The following is a 23097-nucleotide window of genomic DNA, read 5'->3' as shown; positions in this document are numbered from 1 at the left end:
TAGGAAATATTATATAATAAAATAACAAATGCAGATTTAATAGGAGGATAAGAACATGTCAGTGGTAACAGAGTTGTTTCGCAGCGAAGAAAATGGGACATTAAGCTTCGGAGATTACACATTAGATACGAAAGCCAAAAAGGACAAGATCGAGTTTGAAGGGGATATGTACAAAGTTAAGACCTTCAAGACAATGACGAAGCTGGACAAAAACGGACAGCTGATCTTTGAATCTGTACCGGGCTCCGCAGTCCACAATTTTGCTGCAACAACAGACGGAGTGGCATTTGAGATCGAGGCATCAGAAGATGTTCAGGTAACACTCGAGGTGGAGCCTGAACAGGAGTACCGCGTATATATAGACAATACAAATGTTGGAAACATGAAGGCCAATCTCGGAGGCAAACTTATTCTGAGTGTGGAACTGAATCCGGGCATGACAGCCATGGTCCGCGTGAAGAAACAGTAAGGAGCAGGAACTGATATGGCAAAGGCAAAAACCGTCTTTTTCTGCAGTGATTGCGGACATGAATCATCCAAGTGGCTGGGACAGTGTCCGGCCTGCAAATCGTGGAATACCTTTGTAGAAGAAAAACAATCAGTGACAAAAAAGGGAGGGGCAAAGCCCAGGCGGGCTTCTGCCTCTCCTATGAATATGTCAGAAATTTCTATAAAGAGTGAGGAGCGTATTCCGACAGGCATAGGTGAGCTGGACAGAGTCCTCGGAGGAGGAATTGTGACCGGCTCTCTGTCTTTAGTTGGCGGGGACCCGGGCATCGGAAAGTCCACCCTGCTGCTCCAGGTATGCAGGAATTTAGTAAATGCAAGGCGGAAAGTTTTATATGTTTCCGGGGAAGAGTCCGCACATCAGATCAAGATGCGGGCAGAGAGGATCGGGGCATTTGAGGATGAACTTCTGCTGTTTTGTGAGACGATCCTGGAGGAGATCCTCGAGGGAATCCGCAAAGTCCACCCGGAGTTTGTCGTTATAGACTCCATCCAGACGATGTTCAGTGAAGAGCTGACCGCCGCGGCGGGAAGTGTATCTCAGGTCCGGGAAGTGACGGCTCAGATGATGAGGATCGCAAAAGAAGAAAATATCGCAGTCTTCATTGTTGGACATGTGACAAAGGAAGGTGTCGTGGCAGGGCCCAGGACACTGGAGCATATGGTGGATACGGTCCTTTATTTTGAAGGGGAGAGAGAGGCGGCATACCGGATTCTGAGGGGAGTGAAGAACCGCTTCGGCTCCACAAATGAGATCGGAGTGTTCGAGATGTGCGCAGATGGCCTGGCAGAGGTGGAGAATCCGTCCAAGATGATGCTGAACGGACGCCCTGTGGACGCCTCCGGTTCTGTGGTAGTATGTTCCCTGGAGGGAACCAGGCCGATTCTCATCGAGATCCAGGCACTGATCTCTCCCACGAGCTTTCAGATGCCGAGGAGAACAGCGGTGGGAATTGACTACAATAGAGTCAATCTTCTCATGGCAGTTTTGGAAAAACGGGTCGGTCTCCAGCTGGGCGGCTGTGATGCCTATGTGAACCTGGCCGGAGGCATGAGGCTGGGAGAACCGGCTATTGACCTTGGAATTATTCTGGCCATTGCATCCAGCTATAAAAACATGCCTCTGCCGGAAGATACGATCATCTTTGGGGAAGTTGGGCTGGTAGGCGAAATCCGGAGAGTATCCCAGGGAGACCAGAGGATCAAAGAGGCGGAAAAGCTTGGATTTAAAACCTGCATCCTTCCCAAGGCAAATGTTGACAGCTTAAAAATCAGGACAAACATGCGGCTTTTGGGCGTCGCAAATGTAAGAGAAGCCCTTGATTGTATTTAAAATATGTCTTATATTATTAAAGAATAACGAAAAGTATGGAGGAATGGAGACACGATGGAAGAGGCGATCTCAAAAAATTTTATAGAACAGATCATTGAAGAAGATCTGAAAGAAGGGAAATACGAAAAAATTGTTACCAGGTTCCCGCCGGAGCCAAACGGCTATCTGCATATCGGACATGCCAAATCAATCCTTTTAAACTATGGACTGGCCAAAGAGTACGGCGGAGATTTTCATTTCCGGTTTGACGATACGAATCCGACGAAGGAGAAAACCGAGTATGTGGATTCGATCAAAGAGGATGTGGAGTGGCTCGGAGCAGATTATGACCAGACGATTTATTTTGCATCCGATTATTTTGACCGTATGTATGAATGTGCAGAGTTCCTGATCAAAAAAGGGAAGGCCTATGTGTGCGATCTGACACCGGAGGAGATCCGGGAATACAGGGGAACTTTGACGGAACCGGGAAAAAACAGTCCGTACAGAGACCGGATGCCGGAAGAGAATCTTGAATTATTCCGTGCAATGAAAAACGGAGAGTTTGAAGACGGCAGCAAGGTGCTTAGGGCTAAGATTGATATGACTTCCGGTAATATGAACATGAGAGACCCGATCCTTTATCGTATTGCCAGAATGGAGCATCACAATACAGGTGACGATTGGTGCATTTATCCGATGTATGATTTTGCACATCCGCTGGAGGACGCCTTTGAAGGCGTGACTCATTCCATCTGTACACTGGAGTTTGAGGATCACAGGCCGTTATATGACTGGGTGGTAAAAGAGTGTGAATTCTTACATCCGCCGAAGCAGATCGAGTTTGCAAAACTTTATCTGACCAATGTAGTGACGGGAAAGCGTTATATTAAGAAGTTAGTAGATGACGGAATCGTGGATGGATGGGATGATCCCAGGCTTGTTACATTATCCGCATTGAGACGCCGGGGATATACGCCGGAATCCATCCGCAGGTTTATGGAACTGGTTGGTGTGGCCAAGAGTCACAGCTCCGTTGATTATGCCATGCTTGAGTACTGCATCAGAGATGACCTGAAACTGAAAAAGCCAAGGGTATCAGCTGTTCTGGATCCGATTAAGCTGGTTATTACAAACTACCCGGAAGATCAGGTAGAATATATGGAAGTAAAAAATAATCAGGAAAATGAAGAGATGGGTACGAGAAAGGTGCCGTTTTGCAGAGAGTTGTATATAGAGCGGGATGATTTTAAGATTGAGCGGCCTAAGAAGTATTTCCGCCTGTATCCCGGAAATGAAGTGCGGCTGATGAACGGATATTTTGTGACCTGCACAGACTATGTGGCCGATGAGGACGGAAATGTCACAGAGGTACACTGTACCTATGACCCTGCATCCAGAGGAGGCAACAGCCCCGACGGACGAAAAGTTAAGGGGACCATCCATTGGGTTGCTGCTCCTTTTGCCAAAAAGGCCGAAGTCCGTTTATATGAAAATATTGTAGACGAGGAAAAAGGCGTGTATAACGAGGATGGATCTGTCAATTTAAATCCAAATTCTCTGAAAATATTAAAGGACTGTTATGTAGAGCCGTCTCTTGAGGAGGCAGCTCCGGGAGACAGCTTCCAGTTTGTCAGACAGGGGTATTTTTGTCTGGATACAAAAGATACTTCAGAGGACCACATGGTATTTAACCGTATAGTTTCTATGAAGAGTTCTTATCAGCCTAAATAGGAGCAGAAGAAAGATAAGCTGTTTTGCAACGGCTTATCTTTTCATTTCTTAGGAAAGCTCTGCAAACTTTCCCAAGAAATGAAAAACGCTCCGCGGGTGAGGGTTGGGGAGATGAGGCGGGCTTGACTACTTTGTTTTAATTTTGGGAACAATGAAGGAGAAGAAGATGAAAAACCTTACGGAAATGTCCAATGAAGAACTGTGGGAACTTTTCCCCATCGTTTTGTGCGGCCATAAGGAAGAGTGGAAGCAGATGTATGAAAATGAGAAGAAGCTGTTGCTTCATTTGATCGGGCGGGACCAGGTGGTGAGGATCAGCCATATCGGCAGCACGGCTGTGAAAGGACTTTTGGCCAAGCCTACTATTGATATCCTGTTGGAGATTGAAGAACACTGCGAACTGAAGCAGCTTATCCGGGGATTGGAGAAGAAAGGATATATCTATGTGAAAAAACCAGGGAATCCTCCTCCGCATATGATGTTTATGAAAGGTTATACTTTACAGGGATTTGCCAAGAGGGTCTATCATCTCCATGTAAGGTATCCGGGAGACTGGGATGAACTTTATTTCCGGGATTATTTGGAACGGCACAGAGAAGCGGCAGAAGAATATGGGAAATTAAAGATCGGCCTTCAGAAAAAATATGAGCATGACAGGGATGCCTATACAAGGGCAAAGACAGATTTCGTGAGAGAGTGCACAAAAAAGGCCCGGAAGGAGTTAGGAGATATCTATCGGCCGGAAGGGGAAAAGTGAAAAAATTTTCAAAAAAGCCCTTGCATTTTTTTGAAGGGGTGTTATACTATATTTTGTAATTAGCACTCGATGAGAGTGAGTGCTAACAATAATCAGGTAAATAAGACAAAAGAATTTCATCTGAATTTTAGGAGGTAATGATATGAATTTAAAACCATTAGGAGACAGAGTAGTACTGAAACAGCTGGAAGCTGAGACTACAACAAAATCCGGAATCGTGTTGACAACAGCATCTCAGGAAAAACCGCAGGAAGCCGAAGTTGTCGCAGTCGGACCTGGAACGGATGAAGTAAAAATGGAAGTAGAAAAGGGACAGAAAGTCATATATTCCAAATATGCGGGAACTGAAGTAAAATGTGGAGATGATGAATACATTATCGTAAAACAGAACGATATTTTAGCAGTTGTAGAATAGGATTTTTGGAGGAGACGAATCATGGCAAAAGAAATCAAATACGGAATTGATGCAAGAAAAGCATTAGAAGCAGGCGTGAACCAGTTAGCAGATACAGTCAGAGTTACCATCGGACCAAAGGGAAGAAATGTAGTGTTAGATAAGTCTTTTGGTATTCCTTTGATCACAAATGACGGTGTGACGATCGCAAAAGAGATTGAATTAGAAGATGCATTCGAGAACATGGGTGCTCAGATCGTAAAAGAAGTTGCAACAAAGACAAACGATGTTGCAGGTGATGGTACTACAACAGCGACTGTTTTAGCCCAGGCAATGGTAAATGAAGGAATGAAAAACCTTGCGGCAGGCGCAAACCCGATTATTTTAAGAAAAGGAATGAAAAAGGCAACAGATGCGGCAGTAGAAGCAATCGCTGAGATGAGCAGCAAAGTAAACGGCAAAGATCAGATCGCAAAAGTTGCTGCAATTTCTGCCAGTGATGAGGAAGTCGGGGAGTTAGTTGCGGATGCTATGGAAAAGGTGTCTAACGACGGTGTTATCACAATCGAAGAATCTAAGACAATGAAGACAGAATTAGATTTAGTGGAAGGTATGCAGTTTGACCGCGGATATTTATCTGCTTACTTCTCAACAGACATGGAAAAAATGGTCGCTGAATTAGAAGACCCATATATCCTGATCACAGATAAGAAGATTTCTAATATTCAGGATATCCTTCCAATCTTAGAGCAGATCGTACAGAGCGGAAAGAAACTTCTGATCATCGCAGAAGATATTGAAGGCGAAGCACTGACAACATTGATCGTTAATAAACTGCGCGGAACATTCTCTGTATGTGCAGTGAAGGCACCTGGATACGGTGACAGAAGAAAAGCGATGTTAGAGGATATTGCAATCCTTACAGGCGGAACTGTGATTTCTGAGGAAGTCGGATTAGATTTGAAAGAAACAACGATTGATCAGTTAGGCCGTGCAAAATCTGTAAAAGTTGAAAAAGAAAACACAGTGATTGTTGACGGAGAAGGATCTAAGGATGCAATCCAGGCAAGAATCGGACAGATCAAGGGTCAGCTGGATGAGACAACTTCTGAATTTGATAAAGAAAAATTACAGGAAAGACTCGCAAAATTATCCGGTGGTGTTGCAGTTATCCGTGTAGGTGCGGCGACAGAGACAGAGATGAAAGAAAGTAAACTTCGTCTGGAAGACGCCCTGGCAGCGACAAAGGCAGCAGTTGAAGAAGGTATTATTTTCGGCGGCGGTTCTGCTTATATCCATGCTTCCAAGAAGGTTGCAAAGATGGCAGAAGAATTAGAGGGCGATGAAAAGACAGGTGCAAATATTATCCTCAAAGCTCTCCAGGCTCCATTATTCCACATTGCTGCAAACGCAGGACTGGAAGGTTCTGTTATCATCAATAAAGTTGAAGAACAGGAAGTTGGATTCGGATTCGATGCATTAAATGGAAAATATGTAAATATGATTGAAGCAGGCATCATTGATCCGGCTAAGGTAACAAGAAGTGCATTACAGAATGCAACCTCTGTTGCATCTACCTTACTGACAACAGAATCTGTTGTTGCTAATATCAAAGAAGATGCACCGGCAATGCCGGCTGGAGCAGGAGCTCCGGGAATGGGAATGATGTAATCGGATTTCATAAGGTGTTTGATTGTAAAAGAGATACAGAAACAAAGAGAAGGCTGATAAACTCGTCAGCCTTCTTTTTTTCATGATATAAAAAATGCATTTCAGTACAAAAGGGTAGACAAAGAGTAAAGAAAGAAGTATAATATTTACAATTCCTAAAATATGTAAGAAGGAGGCGAAAAAATTGCCGGAAGAACAAATGATAAAAGACATGTATAATCTGATGCAGCAGGTGAATTCCAGTATGACAGCCTTTGACGGACGAATGGGACGTGTTGAGAGAAAAGTGGATCTGCTGACGGTAAAAACAGAGAATCTGGAAGAAAAAACAGATATGATCGTTCAGGACATTCAGAGACTGGATGAGAAAACAGATGGACTGAGCCAGGATATCCAGAGGCTGGACGAAAAAACAGACGGACTGAGCCAGGATATCCAGAGGCTGGATGAGAAGACAGACGGACTGAGCCAGGATATCCAGAGACTGGACGAAAAAACAGACGGACTGAGCCAGGATATCCAGAGGCTGGATGAGAAGACAGACGGACTGAGCCAGGATATCCAGAGACTGGACGAAAAAACAGACAGAATGGAAAGCAGTATTCAGGAATTAAATGAAAGAACCTCTGCTTTGGAAGAAAAAACAGATCAGCTGGATCAGACGACAAAATTCCTAGGTGAACAAAACAGCCTTCTCTTACAGCGCACTGATATTCTCACAGAAAAGTCAAATCTTATGTCAGAAAAAATAGATTTTATATCAGAGAAGACAAATTCCATAGAATCCCGTTTGGAGCGAACGGAAGGAGAGGTATCTGATCTTAAAACGAAAATGGAAGCTGGATTTTCCGATATTCATATGATCCTGGAGAATGAAATCTGCACCAAATTAAATGTACTCTTTGAAAACCGTGAAGATTCATCCAGATACAAGATGGTTATAAGAAGACAGGATGTTTTGGAGACCGATGTCGATCTGTTAAAAAAGACAGTCACAAATCACAGTGTAAAATTAAACAAAATATTTTAAGGAGAAGGAGCCGGTTCTTTCTCCTTTTTTCTGTGCAGAAACAAGGCAGGTTTTTTCATTTGTTAAGAGTATTTTAAGAATTTCAAAAAAATGCTTTGCTATTGTACAGTTTCACGATATAATAAAAAAGATATTAAAAGATGCAGAAAGAGGTGTATTTGGTGTATAAAATAGTAAAAAAAGAGACACTTAATAACTTGGTTGAATTGATGGAAATTCACGCACCATTCGTTGCAAGGAAGTGTGAACCAGGTCAGTTCATTATTATCCGTGTTGATGAAAAAGGTGAGAGAGTTCCTTTGACTATCGCAGACTATGACAGAGAAAAGGAAACAGTCACGATCATTTATCAGGTTGTCGGATATTCCACAGAATTATTAAGCAAGAAGAAAGAGGGAGACTATGTAGCCGATTTTGTAGGTCCTCTTGGACAGCCGTCCATCTTACATAAACGAGAGAGAGTTTTAGGTGTGGCAGGAGGAGTCGGTGCAGCACCTCTTTATCCTCAGCTTCGCAAACTTGCCGAAATGGGAGTCCCTGTTGATGTTATTATCGGAGGCAAGAGTGCAGAATTTGTTATCTTAAAGGAAAAATTTGAAGAGTTCTGTGAAAATGTATTTATTGCCACAGATGACGGAAGCCTTGGAACAAAAGGATTCGTTACGAATGTTCTGGAAGATCAGATTGCAAAAGGCGTGAAGTACGACGAAGTCATCGCGATCGGACCGTTGATCATGATGAAAAACGTTGTAAAAATTACAAAACAGCATGATATTCCGACCATGGTATCCCTGAATCCAATCATGATTGACGGAACCGGTATGTGCGGCGGATGCCGTGTCACAGTAGGCGGAGAGACGAAGTTTGCCTGTGTGGACGGACCGGATTTTGACGGATTCCAGGTGGATTTTGATGAGTGCATGAAACGTCAGACAATGTTCAGAGAAGAAGAACACGAGTGTAAGATTGGGAGGGGTAAATAGTCATGGCAAATATGAGTCCAAATAAAGTAGCAATGCCGGAACAGGATCCGAATGTTCGGAATAAGAACTTTAAAGAAGTTGCTTTGGGATATACGAAAGAAATGGCTATGGAAGAAGCAACCCGCTGCTTAAACTGCAAGAATAAACCGTGTGTCAATGGATGTCCGGTCAACGTACCGATTCCGGAATTTATCGAAAAAGTAGCCGCAGGCGACTTTGAAGGCGCTTATGAAGTAATCACAAGTGAGAATGCCCTGCCTGCCATCTGCGGCCGCGTATGTCCTCAGGAAAATCAGTGTGAAGGAAAATGTGTCCGTGGGATCAAGGGTGAACCTGTTGGAATCGGGCGTATGGAGCGGTTTGTTGCAGACTACCACATGGCAAATGCAAAACCGGCTGAAGTCAACATCGAAAAGAATGGAAAGAAAGTCGCAGTCGTAGGATGCGGACCAGCAGGTATTACCTGTGCCGGGGAACTGATCAAAAAAGGATATGAAGTGACAGTATTTGAAGCACTGCACAAGCCAGGCGGAGTACTGAGCTACGGAATTCCGGAATTCCGTCTTCCAAAAGACTTAGTGGCGAAAGAAATAGAATCCGTTGAGAATCTTGGCGTGAAGATCGAGACCAACGTTATCGTCGGAAGATCTGTTACCATCGATGAACTGATGGAAGACGGATATGAAGCTGTCTTTGTGGGCAGCGGAGCAGGCCTTCCAAGATTTTTAAATATTCCTGGGGAAAACTACCTTGGAGTTTATTCTGCCAATGAATTTTTAACCCGTGTAAATCTGATGAAGGGCTATGAATTCCCAGAGTACCCGACTCCGGTAAAGATCGGAAAGAAAGTTGCAGTCGTGGGAGCAGGAAACGTGGCAATGGATGCTGCCAGAACAGCTAAGCGTCTCGGAGCAGATGAGGTATATATTGTTTACAGACGAAGTGAAGAGGAAGCACCTGCCCGTCTGGAAGAACTTCATCATGCAAAAGAAGAAGGAATTATATTTAAGTTTTTAAATAATCCGGTAGCCATTAAGGCAGACGAGGACGGATGGGTAGAGAAGATGGAGATCGTAAAACAGGAATTAGGAGAACCCGATGCCTCAGGAAGAAGATCTCCGGTTCCGATTGAAGGATCTAACTACGATATTGATGTAGATACTGTTGTCATCGCGATTGGACAGAGTCCGAACCCATTGATCCGTCATACAACACCAGGATTGGATGTTCAGAAATGGGGCGGTATCATTGTTGACGAAGAGACGATGGAGTCAAGCAAAGACGGAGTCTATGCAGGAGGAGACACTGTCACGGGTGCGGCAACTGTCATTTTGGCCATGGGTGCTGGAAAGAAAGCGGCGGCAGCCATTGACAAAAAGTTAAGAGGATAATCGGGAGGACAGGATATGAGCAAAACAATTTTTCAAACGTCTGTCTATGAATTGGGAGACCAGGTTGATGCCTTTTATGATGAAGGGATGTTTGTGCTGTTCGGTGAGAATGTTCCGGATACACTGAAAGATTTCTGCCATTTTATCGATGTCAATCAAGTAGACGGGACAATCAGCAAAGGAAACACACTGGTGATTGACGATACAGAGTTTAAGATCACCGCTGTGGGAGAAATTGCCCAGTCTAATTTAGAGACTCTTGGACATCTGACAGTAGTATTCAGCGGGGCAGCTGAGGCAGGGCTTCCGGGAAGCATCTGTGTTGAGGCCAATCCAATGCCTAAGTTAAAAGTCGGATCAAAGATCACAATTGAAGAAGACTAGACGATTGTACAAAGGATTATTGTTTGAGGGCAATAATCCTTTGCTTGTTGACAAAGAATTTAGAATTTGTTATAGTATAAAACTATAAATTAGAATACGAAAGACATAGAAAGCGAGGAAAAAATGGGAAAGATAATTGGCCAGGGAATCACATTTGACGACGTATTATTAGTTCCGGGATATTCAGAAGTAATCGCAAATGAAGTGGTGACAGAGACCCGTCTGACAGACAAGATTTCATTAAATATTCCTTTGATGAGTGCCAGCATGGATACGGTAACAGAGCACCGTATGGCGATCGCAATGGCAAGGCAGGGCGGTATCGGTATCATTCATAAGAATATGACCATTGCACAGCAGGCAGACGAAGTGGACAAGGTAAAACGTTCAGAAAACGGTGTCATTACAGATCCTTTTTCTTTAAGTCCTGAACATACGATCCAGGACGCAGATGACCTGATGGGAAAATACCGCATATCAGGAGTGCCGATTACTGAGGGAACCAAACTGGTCGGAATCATCACAAACCGTGATTTAAAATTTGAAACAGATTTTTCAAAGAAGATCAAAGAATCCATGACATCAGAAAATCTTGTCACAGCGCAGGAAGGGATCACCCTGGAAGAGGCAAAACAGATTTTGGGGAAGGCAAGGAAAGAAAAGCTTCCGATCGTGGACAAAGACTTTAACTTAAAAGGCTTAATTACCATTAAGGATATTGAAAAACAGATTAAATATCCACATGCTGCAAAAGACGAACAGGGCAGACTGCTGTGTGGTGCCGGAGTGGGGATCACAGCCGATATCTTGGACCGTGTGGATGCGTTGGTGAAAGCTCACGTAGATGTAGTAGTTGTCGACTCAGCCCATGGACATTCTGCAAACGTATTAAAAGCAGTCAGAATGGTTAAAAAGGCATATCCTGAACTGCAGGTCATTGCAGGAAATGTAGCTACGGCAGAGGGCACAAAAGCATTGATTGAGGCAGGGGCCGACGCTGTCAAAGTGGGAATCGGACCGGGTTCTATCTGTACTACACGTGTGGTTGCCGGAATTGGTGTTCCGCAGATTACTGCGATCATGGGGGCATATGAAGAGGCAAAGAAAGCAGGAATTCCAATCATTGCAGACGGCGGGATCAAGTTTTCCGGAGATATTACAAAAGCGATTGCAGCCGGTGCCAGTGCATGCATGCTCGGAAGTATGATGGCCGGATGTGATGAGAGTCCCGGAGAGTTTGAACTCTACCAGGGCAGAAAATATAAAGTATACCGCGGAATGGGATCTTTAGCAGCTATGGAATGCGGAAGCAAAGACCGCTATTTCCAGACTAACGCTAAGAAATTGGTTCCGGAAGGTGTCGAGGGGCGTGTGGCATACAGAGGGACTGCAGAAGACACCATTTTCCAGTTACTCGGCGGACTCCGCTCCGGCATGGGATACTGTGGGGCAAAAACTGTAGAAGAACTGCAGGAAAAGGGTGAGTTTGTACAGATTACGGCTGCATCCTTGAAAGAAAGCCATCCGCATGACATCCATATCACAAAAGAAGCACCTAATTATAGTGTAGACGTATAAGGATAAAGGACAAAGTGGGCAAGACCACATCATCTTCCCAATCCTCACTTTTTGAGGGGCTTGACAACTTTGCGTGCCAGATGCAATTTGCCGAAGGCAAATGATTTCCTTACGCATCTGTGCACAACCCACGGAGCGTTTTTATTTCATAGGAAGGGACGTAGGCCTTTCCTATGAAATAAAAAAGGAACAATCCTGCGATATCAAGGGATTGTTCCTTTTTTTGCTGAATGGTTTAGGCTATTTATGTTCCTGAAACCATTTTTTGCTGTCTTCCAGCCGCTCATTTACATAGTCCCAGTTAATAAGCGAGAACCAGTTATTTACATAGTCCGGACGCCGATTTTGATACTGGAGATAATAAGCATGTTCCCAGACATCAACAGGAAGAAGAGGATAAAGAGTATCACTGAGCGGTACATCCTGATTCGGAAGATTAATCACTTTTAGTTTTCCATTGTTATTTACAAGCCATCCGTAACCGGAACCAAACTGTGAAAGTGCGGCTTCCGTCATTTCTTTCATAAAGGCATCAAGAGATCCGAAATCCCTCTCTATGGCTTTTCTAATTTCCCCTTCGGGAGTTGTAAATTCATCCTTTTCCATAGCATTAAAATATACTTGATGGTTGTAAACTCCTCCGCCGTTGTTCTTAATAGGAGTTTTTGCTTCTTCCGGAATTTTATCAGGTTCTGTAAGCAACTGTTCCAGCGTCATGTTATGCAGTTCTTGGTGGGGTTTGATTGCCGCATTCAATTTTTCTACATAGGTGGCAAGATGTTTATCGTGATGAAATCTGAGAGTTTCAGCATCAATCACCGGCTCCAGGGCATCATAATCGTATGGAAGAGGTTCGAGGGAAAATGGGTATGTTTCATTCATATTATAGTTTATCTCCTTTTTTCTTTTTATTTTACGTGGGAATATAAAATAATATTCAAAAAAACTTGAATCCTTTGAGCGATCATGCTAACATTGTATTATTCTTATAATACAAAAACTCAAAAGGGGAAAAATCATGTTTTCAAAATTTAGTGTGCGCAAGCCATATACGGTCATTGTGGGAGTCATCCTGGTAATCATTCTGGGCATTGTCTCTTTTTCCAAAATGACTACGGACTTGCTTCCGAGTATGGAACTTCCATACGCTCTTGTCATGACCACGTATCAGGGGGCTTCTCCTGAAGAAGTGGAGACTACGGTGACAAAACCGGTGGAGCAGGCCATGGCCACCATATCCAACATCAAACAGGTGGCATCTTCGTCCAGTGAGAATATGTCCGTTGTCTACATGGAGTTTGAAGGCGATGCCAACATGGATTCGGCAGCTCTTGACATGCGGGAAAAGCTGGATATGATTAAAGGATACTGGCCTGATAAAGTAGGCAACCCTACGATCATGAAATTGAATCCGGATATGATGCCGGTGCTTGTGACTGCGATTGATTCGGACAACAAAGATATGTCCGAGATCTCAAAGCTGATCAAAGACAAAGTTTCTCCGGGTGTGGAGGCCGTGGAAGGTGTTGCCTCTGTCGGTGAGACCGGAATGCTTGAAGAGAATATCAATGTCATCATCAACGAGGACAAGATCAAATCATTGAATAAAAAGATTCAAAAGGCTTTGGACGGCCAGTTTGATGAGGCGCAGGATGAACTGGACCGGGCGAAAGCAAAGCTTGACGGAAGCAAGGCACAGCTGAATTCCAAGAGAACAGAGCTCAACGATACCCTTGCGAAAGCACAGACGGCTTTAAACAGTGGGAAATTAAGCCTTGTCCAGAAGGAAGTAGAGGTCACAAGTGCGCTGACAAATCTTCAAAATCAGAAAAAAGCTTTGGAACTTGTAAAGCAGGCAGGGGAAGAAGGACTCAAACAACTGGAGGCACAGCTCAAAACTGTGACTGATCCCGCGCAGAAGGCGCAGCTCCAGGCTCAGATCACAGAGATTAAAAAGCAGCTGAAAACAGCAGACAGTACCATAAAGACCCTGGATAAAAATATTGGAGTTTTACAGAAAGCCTTAAAGCAGATCCAGGAGGGCAAAAAACAGATTGACGCCAATCTGACGACAGTGACCGCGCAGACCGCCAATGCCAACAGCCAGATGACATCAGGGGAGATCGGCATCGCACAGGGCGAATCTCAGATCGCTATGGGCCAGCAGCAGCTGGATGCCAGCAAAAAGCAGGCAAAAGCGGCGGCTGACATAAAAGATAAACTGACTGTGGACAATGTGAAAGCCATGCTGATCGCACAGAATTTTGAAATGCCTGCGGGATATATTTCAGAAGACAACACACAATATCTGGTCAGAGTCGGGGATAAAGTCACCAGTCAGGAAGATCTGGAAGACATGGAGCTGATGGATCTGGGCATTGATAACTTTGCGCCCATCCGTCTGAGCGATGTTGCAGATGTTGCCGTTGTCAACAATAAGAAGGACAACTACTGCAGAGTAAACGGAAATGATGCGGTAGTGCTGAGCATTCAGAAACAAAACAACTATTCTACTGCAGACGTATCAAAGCGGGTTTCTGAGAAGTTGGAAACGCTCAAAAAAGAGAACCCCGGGCTGCATTACACAAATCTGATGGATCAGGGGATTTACATAGATATGGTTGTTGGATCTGTTTTGCAGAACCTTGGAATGGGGGCAGTTCTGGCAGTGCTGATCCTGCTTGTGTTCCTAAAGGATATCAAACCGACTGCCGTTATTGCCTGCTCAATCCCGATCAGTGTAGTGTTTGCCGTGGTCATGATGTACTTCAGCGGTATCACCTTAAATGTTATTTCGCTTTCCGGCCTTGCGCTCGGAGTCGGTATGCTGGTGGATAACTCGATTGTTGTTATAGAGAATATTTACCGGCTGAGAAAAGAAGGGGTGCCGGTCAAAGAGGCGGCGATCGAGGGAGCAAAAGGGGTAGCCGGAGCAATTACCGCTTCAACGCTGACAACAATCTCCGTCTTCCTGCCGATTGTGTTTACATCAGGACTTACTAAGAAGCTGTTTTCCGATATGGCACTGACGATCGGATATTCACTGATTGCCAGTCTGATCGTTGCTGTGACTTTTGTGCCGATGATGTCCGCCGGAGTGCTTCACAAAGTGACGGAAAAGGACAACAAGCTGTTTGACGGACTTCAGTCTCTGTACCGCGGAGTCATGGATAAGGTGCTCAGAAGGAAATGGATCGCCATCGTACTGACACTCGCAGTGTTTGTAGGAGCAGTGATTGGGGCAACAAAGATTGGAACTTCCCTGATGCCGTCTATGGATAGTTCACAGATGAGCCTTACCATTGAGATGCCGAAGGGATCAGGCCTGAGTGATACGGCGGCTATGTCTGATACGGTCATGAAAAAAATTCGTGAGATTCCTGATGTAGATGGTGTCGGAGCCATGGTAAGCAGTTCATCAGGCATGGGAGGCATTTCATCGGGAAGCAAGGCAAGTCAGGACACAGCCAGCATGTATATCATGCTGAAAGAAGAAAAAAAGCAGACGAATAAAGAGATAAAAAAAGAGATCATAAAAAAGACAAAGAAATTCAACTGTGAGATCCAGGTACAGGAGTCCAACATGGATATGAGCGCCCTCGGGGGAAGCGGGATCGCCATTGAAGTCAAAGGAAATGATATGAAAACGCTCCGTAAAACAGCCAGTGATATTGCAAAAAGGGTGGAATCTGTCAAAGGCACAAAGAATGTCAGTGACGGCCAGGAGGAGACGACTCCGGATATTCATGTCACAGTTGATAAAGCAAAAGCCGCAAAATACGGCCTCACGGTGGCGACCGTTTATCAGCAGCTCAATTCCAAGATTCAGGAGGGCTCCACAGCGACAACGATCAGCCAGAATGAGAGACAGTGGGATGTAAAAGTGTCCAATGATACCAAGGACAATATCACAAGAGCACAGCTAAAGAAAATGAAGCTCACAGGAACAAAGAAAGGAGAGAGCAAGGAAGTGGCACTTTCCAAAGTGGCCAGCTTCAGTGATACCGACAGTCTCTCCACGATCTCAAGATCAGCTCAGGAGAGAATACTGAATGTAACCGCAGAGCTTGAAGACGGGTACAATATCGGTATCGTCAGTCAGAATGTGAGCAAAGCGCTGAAGGGATACAAGGCGCCTGCAGGATACAGCTATAAGATGGCTGGCGAGATGGAATCCATAAATGATACGGCGGGGCAGGTAGGATTGATGCTGATCCTGGCAATCGCATTTATGTATCTGATCATGGTGGCACAGTTCCAGTCACTCAAGTCTCCTTTCATTATCCTGTTTACAATCCCTCTGGCATTTACAGGAGGACTGATCGGACTGTTTGTGGCGGGCAAGGATCTGAGTATCATTGCCATGATCGGTTTCGTAATGCTGTCCGGTATCATCGTAAATAATGGTATCGTTCTGGTGGATACCATCAATCAGCTTAGATATAAAGGTTACGAGCTTATGGATGCTGTCATAACTGCCGGTTCCATGAGAATCCGGCCGATTTTGATGACGGCGATCACGACAATTCTCGGTCTTACTACCATGGCACTGGGTCTTGGGTCCGGGGCAGAGATGGTACAGCCGATGGCTATCGTAACGATCGGGGGACTGATTTATGGAACTTTGCTTACATTAATCTTTATCCCTTGTATCTACCTGGTATTTAACAGAAAGAAGAAAAAGCAGAGCTCCTGATTTTCTTACAAATGTATTAAATAAATGTGCTTGGCTTTACATTTTGATGATGGAAAGCTATAATAAGACAAGAATCATGTCATGTATTATGACATGGTTTTTGTTTGTAAAGGAGTGAAACATGAAAAAATTGGATGGGTATTTATGGAACATAATTCCCAAATATGCAGTACTCCCCCTGATCTGTTCTTTCACTTTTAATTCACTGATTTATACGGGTACACAGATTCTGTGCAGGGATTTAAAGCATTATGATTTTACCACGGCATTTGACCGTGCAGTTCCTCTGATACCGGGATTTACGAGTATCTATCTGATCTGCTATCTGTTTTGGGCTGTGAATTATATCATGATAGGAAGGATTGGGAAGGAGCATTTATACCGGTTCTTAGTAGGTGATTTTCTTTCAAGAATCATTTGCGGAATCTTCTTTGTAATGGTTCCGACAACTCTGGCAAGGCCCGAAATAACCGGAACCGGGATCTGGGATCAGATGCTGAATCTGGTTTATACGATTGATCCGTCGGCAAATTTGTTTCCATCCATTCATTGTCTGGTCAGCTGGTTTTGTTTTGTAGGCATACGAGGACAGAAAAAAGTTCCTGTTTGGTACCAGTGTTTTTCCTGTGTTTTTGCAGTTCTGGTATGTATTTCCACGCAGGTTACGAAGCAGCATTACATCATCGATCTTATTGCAGGGGTACTGCTGGCAGAGGCTATGTATCTGGTCGGACAGAAGACGGACTGGTATCTGAAGCTGCAGAGCATGTTTACAAAGATCAACCGGGGAGTACATTTGGAGAGGGCAATCGACAAAGAGGTAGGTTATGGAGATTAAGAAGCGCTGGATTGGCAACGGCATCTTCTTTTTTGCACTGTTTGGGCTTACATTTTATGCAATTTTTCGTGGAAAAGAGCTGCCGGAACTTTTAAAGGTCATGAGAAGCGTCAGTCCTGTTTACTATATATCAGGCTTAGGTCTGATCATCGTGTTTGTATGCTGCGAAGCTTTTATCATATACAGAATGTTGCGTGTGCTCCGGTACCGCGTGCCGAAAAGGCACTGCATTCTTTATTCGTTTGTAGGATTTTTTTTCAGCTGCATTACGCCGTCGGCCACCGGAGGACAGCCGGCTCAGCTTTACTATATGAACCGGGATAAGATCGACGTTTCGGTGGGAACCGTTGTTTTGATGATTGTTACAATTTTATATAAGTTTGTATTGGTATTCCTGGGAGCAGCGATCTTTGTTTTCCGGCACAGCCTGATTACAGACTATATATATCAGGTAGCATTTTTCTTTTATCTCGGGATCGGACTGAATGTTTTCTGCGTCGCACTGATGCTGATGCTGGTATTTGAACCAACGCTTGCGTCCAGGGTGCTTCTGGCAATGATACGGATGCTGGAAAGGATTCATATCCTTAAAAAGAAAGAAGAGCGAATCCGCAAAATCGAGGACTGGATGCAGGACTACCATAAGACAGCTGCGGTCATTAAAGAATATAAACTGATGATTTTTGAGATGTTTTTGGTGACATTAGTACAGAGAATTCTGCATTTTTCTATCACATATCTTGTCTATAAGGCATTGGGACTCTCTGCACTTGGATTTGTTGATATTGTAGCACTTCAGTGTGTCATATCTATCTCGGTGGATATGCTTCCGCTTCCGGGGGGAATGGGAATCAGTGAAGGCTTGTTTTTAAGTATTTTCCAAAAGATATTCAGGAGCAGTTTGCTGTATCCGGCAATGCTGCTGAGCCGGGGAATCAGTTATTATGCTCTGGTGCTGATCAGCGCATTCTTGACTTTTGTGGCTCATGTGACAATAAAGCGTAAGGAATAGAGGTTTAGTTATGATAGGATTTTATAATGTATCAGTGATACTGACATATGCAGGCGTCGTCAGTGCTGTGTTCGGTATGTCAGCGGCATTTAACGGAAACTTTAAAATAGCAATGATTTGTCTGATGATCTCCGGATTTACAGATATGTATGACGGAACCGTCGCAAAAATGATCAAACGCTCCGATGACGCAAAGAAATTTGGAATTGAGATTGATTCCCTCTGTGATTTGATCTGTTTTGGAGCGTTTCCTGTCGTCATAGGTTATTCCATGGGGATGGACGCCTGGTATGCAAAAATCATATATATGATGTATATTTTAGGAGCGGTGATCCGGCTGGCATTTTTTAATGTTACCGAAGAACAGAGACAGGCAGAGACAAGCGAGAGAAGAAAACATTACCGGGGACTTCCGGTCACATCGGTAGCATTAATCCTGCCTATCGTATATCAGTTGAAGAGGTTTTTTACAGCACAGTTTCCTTACATATATCTGCTGGCAGTACTGATCATTTCTCTGCTGTTTGTGATTGATTTCAGTGTGTTTAAGCCGGGAAAGAAGTGCATGTTCGCATTTGTGATTATTGGCATCCTGATAGCCGTCAGAATATATTTTCTTTAAAGGAGACAGGTAATGAAATATGTGGACCAAAAAGGCCGCTGTTACGAGGAAGAGACTTTTCAGGATAAATTCCTGAAGCTTCTTTACGGAACTTATATCGGCCGTATAAAATTAAAGATTCTCACAAAGCCCTGGGTATCCAGACTGGGAGGGCTTTTTCTGAGTACAGGCTGCTCAAAGTGTATGATCGAGCGGTTTGTCAGAAAAAATAAGATCGATATGAGAGAGTATGAGGACAGGATCTATACGTCTTATAATGATTTTTTTACAAGAAGGATCAAGCCGGGAAAGCGGCCGCTTCCTGAAGATCAACACATCCTGTTCAGTCCGTGCGACTGTAAAGCAAGCGCATACCGCATAACAGAAGACACGTCATTTTGTGTGAAAGATACGGTCTATACCGTGGAGTCATTGCTGAGGAGCAGAAAGATCGCTGACCATTTCAAAAACGGCTACGCAGTCATTCTACGCCTTACAGTCGATGATTACCACAGGTACTGCTATTTTGACAACGGCATAAAGAGCAGGAATTATTTCATAAAAGGGGCATATCACACCGTGAATCCGACAGCCAATGACTATGTGTCTGTCTATAAAGAAAATGCCAGGGAATTTACCATGATGAAGACGGAGCATTTCGGCGATGCAGTCCAGATGGAAGTGGGGGCTCTGATGGTAGGACGGATCGTAAACCATCACGAAGAAGGCATCATGCGCCGCGGTATGGAAAAGGGATATTTTGAGTTTGGAGGCTCCACCATCGTTCTGCTTTTCAGAGGCGATAAGGTAGACATTGATGAATGTTTATTGGAAAGAACGAAAGACGGATGTGAGACAAAACTAAAACAGGGCCAGCGTTTAGGCGTGGCACAAAACCGAAGTCTGCAATCATAATTGTAGGCTTTTTCTGTTTTATAAATTGAGTCAGTGGGCTTGATTCGGGATTTAGGGAGGAAGAAAAAATGCTTTATTATCATGAACTTTCAAAAGAACTGCAGAGGGAGATCATCAGGGACCGGGAGGAGGGCTGGAAAAACCCCTGTGCATGTACGGATGAACAGGTGATCCGGAAAAACCGGGAGAGGGATAAAGCCAGCCTCTGGAGACCGGCTTTTGTCCGGGATGTGGAAAAGATCATCCACTCTCCGTACTATAACCGGTATACAGATAAGACCCAGGTATTTTCGTTTTTTCTGAATGACGATATATCCAGAAGATCTTTGCATGTGCAGCTTGTCTCAAGGATTGCAAGGAATATCGGTAAGCTCCTCGGCTTAAACTGTGACCTGATCGAGGCGATAGCTCTCGGACACGACATCGGACACACGCCGTTCGGACATGCGGGAGAGCGGTATTTGGATGAGCTTTATCATGAGAAGACAGGATGCTGTTTCCAGCACAATATTCAAAGCGTGCGGGTGCTTGACGGGATGTTTGAACGCAACCTTTCGCTGCAGACATTGGATGGAATCCTCTGTCACAATGGAGAATTTGAACAGCAGGAGTACCGCCCCTGCCGGATGGATACTTTTGAAGAGTTTTATGAGAAGATGGAAAACAGCAGTCAAAACAAAGACTATATCAAGACTCTGATACCGTCGACTCTGGAAGGATGTGTGGTCAGGATATGCGATATGGTTGCCTATCTGGGCAAGGACCGGCAGGACGCGAAGAAAGCAAAGCTTATTGAGAGCAGTGATATTTTTACTCAGGGGGAGATCGGAGTAGAGAATGCGGAGATCATCAATAACATGATTGTAAATATAGTTGAAAACAGTTACCGAAAAGACTATATTATGCTGGATTCAAAGTATTATGATGCCATGAAGATCGCCAAGAAAGAAAACTATGAACAGATTTATTTCAACAAAAAATTGGACTGTATTTATTCTGAAAATGTGGCTCCGATGTTCCGGGAAGTCTATGAAAAGCTATATGCGGATTTGATCAGGGGGGATGAAGACTCGGTGATCTTCAAACACCATATAGAATTCGTGGAGGAGGCCAGGTCCTATTATGAGACGTCCAGGCCCTATACAGAAGAGGAGCCGAACCGGATTGTGACCGATTACATTGCGAGTATGACAGATGATTATTTTGTAGATCTTTATCATCACTTATTTCCAAAGGGGAAATACTATGTGAATTATAAGTCATATTTTGAAAATTGATATCAATAAAACTTGACAATTTAAGAGAAGTTGCGTATGATAAACCTATAAATGATATTGGTTATCAAATTTGCAGAGGTACGGCAGAGAGGCAGATGCGAATGGGAGGCAGTATGACCACAGAACTTAGCCGGGAAAGAATCATAGAGCAGCTTCGGGAGCAGGGACTCAGGATCACGAGCCAGAGAAAAGTGATCCTGGATGTGATCTTAAAAAATAATTGTTCCTGCTGCAAAGAAATCTTTTATGAGGCGACTAAGATAGATCCTGCCATAGGCAGAGCGACTGTCTACCGGATGATGAATACACTGGAAGAGTTAGGAGTCATCGACCGGGGAAAACAGTATGAGATCTGTTATGAGGGATTATTCGGGACGGAGAAGGATCAGACGAGTCTGCTCACAAAAGAAGAGATAAAAGAACTCCCCAAGGATATATGGTATCCTGCCCTGAAAAAAATGCTCAGGGCCCTTGGCGAGATCAAGAATGAAGATATTTCCGTCGTTGTAAAAGTCAGCCGGAAAAGCAGTTAAAAGTGTGTCCCCGCCGGAGACAGTGCTGTCAAAGCATTGTCTCCGGCGGGGATTTTTTGTTTTTCAACGGTGAGACTTTATGTTATAATACATTCTAGGTTATTTTAAAATAAAGTATGAGAAAGAGGTCAATCATGGGAAAATATTTTGGCACTGACGGCTTCCGCGGAGAGGCAAACATCGATCTTACGGTGGAGCATGCATATAAAGTAGGAAGATTTTTGGGATGGCACCTGGGCAAGGAAAAGAAACGTCCGAAGGTAGTTATCGGAAAGGACACAAGAAGAAGCAGCTATATGTTCGAACACGCGCTCGTAGCCGGACTCACGGCTTCCGGAGCCAACGCCTATATGCTCTATGTGACCACGACTCCGAGTGTATCTTACGTGGTCCGCACGGAACAGTTTGACTGCGGCATTATGATCTCTGCCAGCCATAATCCTTACTATGACAATGGGATCAAGCTGATCAACGCCAAGGGACATAAGATGGATGCGGAAGTCGAAGAACAGATCGAGGCATACATTGACGGCAAGGTCGGGGAACTTCCTTTTGCTACGAAAAGCGACATCGGAAGGGCGAAAGATTACGCATCAGGAAGAAACCGATACATAGGATATCTCATCTCCCTGGCCACACGGTCATTTAAAAATGTAAAGGTCGGACTGGACTGTTCCAACGGAAGCTCCTCAAGCATTGCAAAGAATGTATTTGAGACACTGGGCGCGGAGGTCTATGTGATCAACAATGAACCGGACGGTACAAATATCAACACCAACTGCGGTTCCACTCATATAGAGATCCTCAAGGGATTTGTAAAAGAGAACCATCTGGATGTGGGATTCGCATACGACGGCGATGCGGACCGCTGTATTGCCGTGGATGAGAACGGGGCAGAAGTAAACGGCGATCTGATCCTGTATGTATGCGGAAAATATATGAAAGAGCACGGTGCTCTCAATAACAACACGGTCGTTACAACGGTCATGTCCAATCTCGGCCTTTACAAGGCATTTGACCGGGCCGGTATCGACTATGAAAAAACAGCGGTGGGAGATAAATATGTGTACGAAAATATGTCCAGAAACGGACACGGCCTGGGCGGTGAACAGTCAGGGCATATTATTTTCAGCAAGTTTGCGACTACCGGAGACGGGATTCTGACTTCTTTAAAGATCATGGAGGCCATGCTGGAACAGAAACAGTCACTTGGACAGCTGGTAAAGGATGTGGATATATATCCACAGATTCTTGAGAACGTCAAAGTCCGGGATAAAAAAGACGCCAGAGAAGACGCAGACGTGATTACAGCAGTGGAAGCTGTGGAGAAGGAACTCGGAAATGACGGAAGGATTCTTGTAAGGGAGAGCGGAACGGAACCTTTGGTGCGTGTCATGGTGGAAGCCAAAACTCACGAGATCTGCAGGGAACATGTGGACCGTGTAGTTAAAGTCCTGCGCCAAAAGGGACACGTCATCGACTGA

20 protein-coding genes are annotated in these 23097 nt (G+C 44.3%); 19 read left to right on the top strand and 1 reads right to left on the bottom strand.

Annotated features, from left to right (window positions below; translation table 11 throughout):
* The first annotated feature begins 55 nt into the window (after window positions 1–55).
* The 11 genes from CI597_RS00625 to guaB all read left to right on the top strand — a co-directional run bounded on the left by CI597_RS00625 (window position 56) and on the right by guaB (window position 11741).
* Window positions 56–469, top strand: a complete 414-nt coding sequence (locus CI597_RS00625; protein WP_024726808.1) for a hypothetical protein — start codon at window positions 56–58, stop codon at window positions 467–469.
* 15 nt (window positions 470–484) lie between these two features.
* Window positions 485–1840, top strand: a complete 1356-nt coding sequence (radA, locus tag CI597_RS00620; RefSeq protein ID WP_024726809.1) for a DNA repair protein RadA — start codon at window positions 485–487, stop codon at window positions 1838–1840.
* 54 nt (window positions 1841–1894) lie between these two features.
* A complete protein-coding gene (locus CI597_RS00615) occupies window positions 1895–3553 on the top strand; it encodes a glutamine--tRNA ligase/YqeY domain fusion protein (protein WP_024726810.1) in 1659 nt (552 codons plus the stop codon).
* A 166-nt stretch (window positions 3554–3719) separates the two neighbouring features.
* On the top strand, window positions 3720–4310 hold the full coding sequence (locus tag CI597_RS00610) for a GrpB family protein (protein WP_024726811.1): 591 nt from the start codon (window positions 3720–3722) through the stop codon (window positions 4308–4310).
* Window positions 4311–4452: 142 nt separating this feature from the next.
* Window positions 4453–4725, top strand: coding sequence for a co-chaperone GroES (locus CI597_RS00605; RefSeq protein WP_006568089.1), 273 nt, complete (start codon window positions 4453–4455; stop codon window positions 4723–4725).
* A gap of 21 nt (window positions 4726–4746) precedes the next feature.
* Entirely contained in the window at window positions 4747–6375 is a 1629-nt protein-coding gene (groL, locus tag CI597_RS00600) for a chaperonin GroEL (RefSeq protein ID WP_006568088.1), read from the top strand.
* Between the two features lie 184 nt (window positions 6376–6559).
* Window positions 6560–7405 (top strand): hypothetical protein, encoded by an 846-nt coding sequence (locus CI597_RS00595; RefSeq protein ID WP_024726812.1) that lies wholly within the window; start codon window positions 6560–6562, stop codon window positions 7403–7405.
* Between the two features lie 161 nt (window positions 7406–7566).
* The gene (locus tag CI597_RS00590; protein ID WP_022261290.1) at window positions 7567–8388 is read left to right on the top strand and encodes a sulfide/dihydroorotate dehydrogenase-like FAD/NAD-binding protein; all 822 of its coding nucleotides are present in this window, start codon (window positions 7567–7569) and stop codon (window positions 8386–8388) included.
* Between the two features lie 2 nt (window positions 8389–8390).
* A complete protein-coding gene (gltA, locus tag CI597_RS00585) occupies window positions 8391–9779 on the top strand; it encodes an NADPH-dependent glutamate synthase (RefSeq protein ID WP_024726813.1) in 1389 nt (462 codons plus the stop codon).
* A 15-nt stretch (window positions 9780–9794) separates the two neighbouring features.
* Window positions 9795–10163 carry a PTS glucitol/sorbitol transporter subunit IIA gene (locus tag CI597_RS00580; RefSeq protein ID WP_024726814.1) on the top strand — a complete coding sequence of 123 codons (369 nt, stop codon included), beginning with the start codon at window positions 9795–9797 and terminating at the stop codon, window positions 10161–10163.
* A gap of 123 nt (window positions 10164–10286) precedes the next feature.
* Window positions 10287–11741: an IMP dehydrogenase gene (guaB, locus tag CI597_RS00575; RefSeq protein WP_024726815.1), complete on the top strand. Its 1455-nt coding sequence runs from the start codon at window positions 10287–10289 to the stop codon at window positions 11739–11741.
* Window positions 11742–11981: 240 nt separating this feature from the next.
* Here the strand turns inward: guaB and CI597_RS00565 are convergent, their stop codons facing one another.
* Window positions 11982–12623 carry a superoxide dismutase gene (locus CI597_RS00565; protein WP_024726816.1) on the bottom strand — a complete coding sequence of 214 codons (642 nt, stop codon included), beginning with the start codon at window positions 12621–12623 and terminating at the stop codon, window positions 11982–11984.
* A gap of 136 nt (window positions 12624–12759) precedes the next feature.
* Here CI597_RS00565 and CI597_RS00560 point away from each other — a divergent pair, with 136 nt between their 5' ends.
* The 8 genes from CI597_RS00560 to glmM all read left to right on the top strand — a co-directional run bounded on the left by CI597_RS00560 (window position 12760) and on the right by glmM (window position 23097).
* On the top strand, window positions 12760–16437 hold the full coding sequence (locus CI597_RS00560) for an efflux RND transporter permease subunit (protein ID WP_024726817.1): 3678 nt from the start codon (window positions 12760–12762) through the stop codon (window positions 16435–16437).
* 121 nt (window positions 16438–16558) lie between these two features.
* Entirely contained in the window at window positions 16559–17275 is a 717-nt protein-coding gene (locus tag CI597_RS00555) for a phosphatase PAP2 family protein (RefSeq protein ID WP_024726818.1), read from the top strand.
* Window positions 17265–18287, top strand: a complete 1023-nt coding sequence (locus tag CI597_RS00550; RefSeq protein WP_024726819.1) for a lysylphosphatidylglycerol synthase transmembrane domain-containing protein — start codon at window positions 17265–17267, stop codon at window positions 18285–18287. The genes CI597_RS00555 and CI597_RS00550 overlap by 11 nt, the downstream gene beginning before the upstream one ends.
* Window positions 18288–18297: 10 nt before the next feature.
* Window positions 18298–18909, top strand: coding sequence for a CDP-alcohol phosphatidyltransferase family protein (locus CI597_RS00545; protein WP_024726820.1), 612 nt, complete (start codon window positions 18298–18300; stop codon window positions 18907–18909).
* 12 nt (window positions 18910–18921) lie between these two features.
* Window positions 18922–19803, top strand: a complete 882-nt coding sequence (locus CI597_RS00540) for a phosphatidylserine decarboxylase (protein ID WP_024726821.1) — start codon at window positions 18922–18924, stop codon at window positions 19801–19803.
* Window positions 19804–19871: 68 nt separating this feature from the next.
* On the top strand, window positions 19872–21080 hold the full coding sequence (locus CI597_RS00535; RefSeq protein ID WP_024726822.1) for a deoxyguanosinetriphosphate triphosphohydrolase family protein: 1209 nt from the start codon (window positions 19872–19874) through the stop codon (window positions 21078–21080).
* Between the two features lie 113 nt (window positions 21081–21193).
* Complete coding sequence (locus CI597_RS00530; protein ID WP_024726823.1) at window positions 21194–21613, top strand: Fur family transcriptional regulator; 420 nt, start codon at window positions 21194–21196, stop codon at window positions 21611–21613.
* A 134-nt stretch (window positions 21614–21747) separates the two neighbouring features.
* Window positions 21748–23097, top strand: coding sequence for a phosphoglucosamine mutase (gene glmM / locus CI597_RS00525; protein WP_024726824.1), 1350 nt, complete (start codon window positions 21748–21750; stop codon window positions 23095–23097).

This window comes from Anaerostipes hominis (ex Lee et al. 2021) (assembly GCF_002270485.1).
GTDB lineage: Bacteria > Bacillota > Clostridia > Lachnospirales > Lachnospiraceae > Anaerostipes > Anaerostipes hominis.
This window is presented reverse-complemented; position numbering and strand designations above follow the sequence as displayed.